Source organism: Nostoc sp. UHCC 0251, assembly GCF_034932245.1.
In the GTDB taxonomy this organism is placed as follows: Bacteria; Cyanobacteriota; Cyanobacteriia; order Cyanobacteriales; family Nostocaceae; genus Nostoc.
On sequence record NZ_JAYGHD010000505.1, the window covers coordinates 1 to 2,982 of the forward strand.

Annotated in this window: 2 protein-coding genes; one reads left to right on the forward strand and one right to left on the reverse strand. The window is 46.1% G+C overall.

The window, feature by feature from the left end; translation table 11 throughout:
• Positions 1-78 precede the first annotated feature (78 nt).
• Entirely contained in the window at positions 79-2,718 is a 2,640-nt protein-coding gene (locus VB740_RS36345; protein WP_323204650.1) for a chloride channel protein, read from the forward strand.
• On the opposite strand, the gene VB740_RS36350 is transcribed toward VB740_RS36345, so the two are convergent.
• Positions 2,715-2,906 carry a hypothetical protein gene (locus VB740_RS36350; protein ID WP_323204649.1) on the reverse strand — a complete coding sequence of 64 codons (192 nt, stop codon included), beginning with the start codon at positions 2,904-2,906 and terminating at the stop codon, positions 2,715-2,717. The two genes, VB740_RS36345 and VB740_RS36350, sit on opposite strands and share 4 nt — an antisense overlap.
• Positions 2,907-2,982 lie beyond the last annotated feature (76 nt).

The window sequence follows — 2,982 nt, forward strand, 5'->3', positions numbered from 1 at the left end:
CAATGCCCAATGCCCAATGCCCAATGCCCAATGCCCAATGCCCAATGCCCAATGCTCAATGCCCAATGCCCAAAAATTATGTCTCTTCCTGTTCTGAATCAGCGCTTTCGCATCTGGTGGCAGCCTAGAAGAGGTTTAGCGATCGCCGAAGCTTGTGTTATCGGTCTGGTTGCAGCCCTATCTGCGGTGTTCCTGAAAGTAGGGTCGGGATGGCTGGGGACATGGCGAGTCCATACTACCCAACTTTTCCCGGCATGGCTGGCACTACCAGCAATTGGTCTGATCCTGGGATTTTTGGCTGGATGGTTGGTGGAAAGGTTAGCACCAGAGGCTTCTGGTAGCGGTATTCCGCAAGTCAAAGCAACTCTGGCCAATGTACCGATGAAACTATCCTGGCGCGTGGCAGGTATAAAGTTACTCAGTGCCATCATCACTATCGGTTCCGGCATGACTCTGGGACGGCAAGGCCCCACCGTTCAAGTAGGGGCAGGTTTGGCAGCAGGGATGAGTCGCTGGGTTCCCACTTCCCCAGATCATCGGCGGCAAATGATTGCAGCTGGTGCGGGTGCAGGTTTGGCAGCTGCTTTCAATGCCCCGATCGCAGGTGTATTGTTTATCGTTGAAGAATTACTCCAAGATTTATCAGGATTGACTTTGGGAACTGCGATTATCGCCTCCTTTATTGGTGGGGTGATATCCCGACTTTTAGGTGGTGGCAGTTTAGACCTTAACCTGCAATTGGTACAATCTTCCAGCCAATTCTCCATCCCAGAAATTCCCTTTTTCCTGCTTTTGGGGATTTTGGCAGGGTTGTTGGGTGCATTGTTTAATCGCGGCTTAATATTTAGTATTAAATTTTATAGAAAATTGCATATCAGCTTACCACTGCGGGTAGCTTTGGCTGGATTTATCTCTGGTGTTGTTGTCTCCATGCTGCCGGCATCCTTTCGTGATAATACGGGATTACGGGAGTCCTTAATTACTGGAGGGGCCCATCCTAGCGTAGCAGCGATCGCCTTTGCGGCCCAGTTCATCCTCACACTGATAGCATTCGGTTCAGGAGCGCCGGGGGGATTATTCGCTCCCAGTTTAATTTTAGGTTCTTGTTTAGGACACATCATTGGTGTCTCTGAGCTATACATCACCGGAACAGGTTCTCCTACTACTTACGCGCTAGCGGGTATGGGGGGATTTTTTAGCGCTGTTTCTAAAGTGCCAATCACAGCAATTGTGATTGTGTTTGAGATGACTACAGATTTCAATCTGGTGCTACCTTTGATGATTGTTTCTGTAGCAGCCTACCTGGTTGCGGATAAGGTAGTGCCTGGTTCGCTTTATGAGAAACTTTTGGAATTAAAAGGCATCACTCTCACCAAAGAAGCTCCTATGGAAGGAGCATTAACCAAGTTAACTGCAAAAGATGTGATGCAAGAACGGGTAGAAACTCTGGATGCAGAGATGAGCTTGGAAGAAGCAATGCAATCCTTTGCTCGTTCCCATCATCGCGGTTTCCCTGTGGTAGAAGATAGCAAGTTAGTAGGGATTGTGACGCAATCAGATTTGCTAAAAATCCGCGAGAGTGCAAAGCACACGCTCCGCGAACGCAATTTAGGCGATATTTTCTTAAAAGAAATTATGACGCCTGTCCCGATGACAGTAACACCAATCCATACCCTGAGCAATGTGCTGTATTTACTCGATCGCTATCAAATCAGTCGCTTACCTGTGGTGGATGGACGAAAACTGATCGGAATTATTACTCGTGCAGATATTATTCGGGCGGAAGCAAATCATCTCAATTGTGATAACCGGACTCTGAAACTGCGACCAGAACCTTCTTATGTAGTTTACCAAACGCGATCGCCAAGCATCGGCAGTGGTAGATTATTAGTGCCAGTAGCTAATCCCGAAACAGCAGGTATTTTATTACAAATGGCAGCAGCTATTGCCCGCGATCGCCATTATGAAATAGATTGCGTGCAAGTAATGCTGGTACCCCGCCATAGTTCCCCGTCAGAAACACAGGTAAGGACGGCAAAAAGCCGCCGCTTGCTACGACAGGCGGAAGTCTTAGCTAAAAAGTGGAAAATTCCCTTGCACACGCAGATACGAGTTACCCACGACGTAGCGCAGGCAATTTTAGAGACAATCAACGAACAACACATCGACTTAATTTTAATGGGATGGAAAGGTAACACATCTACCCCTGGCCGGATTTTTGGCAACGTTGTAGACACCATAATTCACCAAGCCACCTGCGAAGTAGTATTAGTAAAATTAGGCAAAACTCCCCAATCCCCAGTCCCCAGCCCCCTCTTCAACCGTTGGCTAGTACCGATGGCTGGTGGCCCCAATTCCCCACTGGCGATTAAATTACTACCGGCTTTAATTACATTAGGGAATAATCCGCAAATTCACTTGACACAGGTGTTTAAGCCATTTGAATTCAAGCCAGATATGTCAGTTTCAGAACAAGCCATCCGCCATTTAATGCGTCGCCGCAAATTGTCCAGTAGTGTAGTTGCTCTCCCAGTCCAAGCAGATTCAGTTGCTGAAGGTGTGATTAACCTAGTACAAACCGAAGGTTACGATGTTGTAGTTTTGGGAGCATCGCGCGAGGGATTGTTGCAGCAAGCGATTCAAGGTAATATTCCAGAAGCGATCGCCTCTGGTGTAGAAAGTACAGTGATTTTGGTTAGGGGTGCAATTAACGACTAATGATAAAATATGCCAATAATCAGAGCAACAATTATTGGTATTAAGATTGGAATAGCAACTATAAGTCCCCACTTACCAAACTTAATTTCCTCACCCTCAGATTTTAAAAATGCAATCCAACCGACAACTCCCATCAAAACCCAAATAAACCCAAAAGCAAGAAAGATAACAAACACTGAGTCTTCCATTTTTTCACCAATTAAATGTAAATACAGCAGATTTCAGGTAAATGAAGTACATATATAAAACCCAAAACCTTGTAGA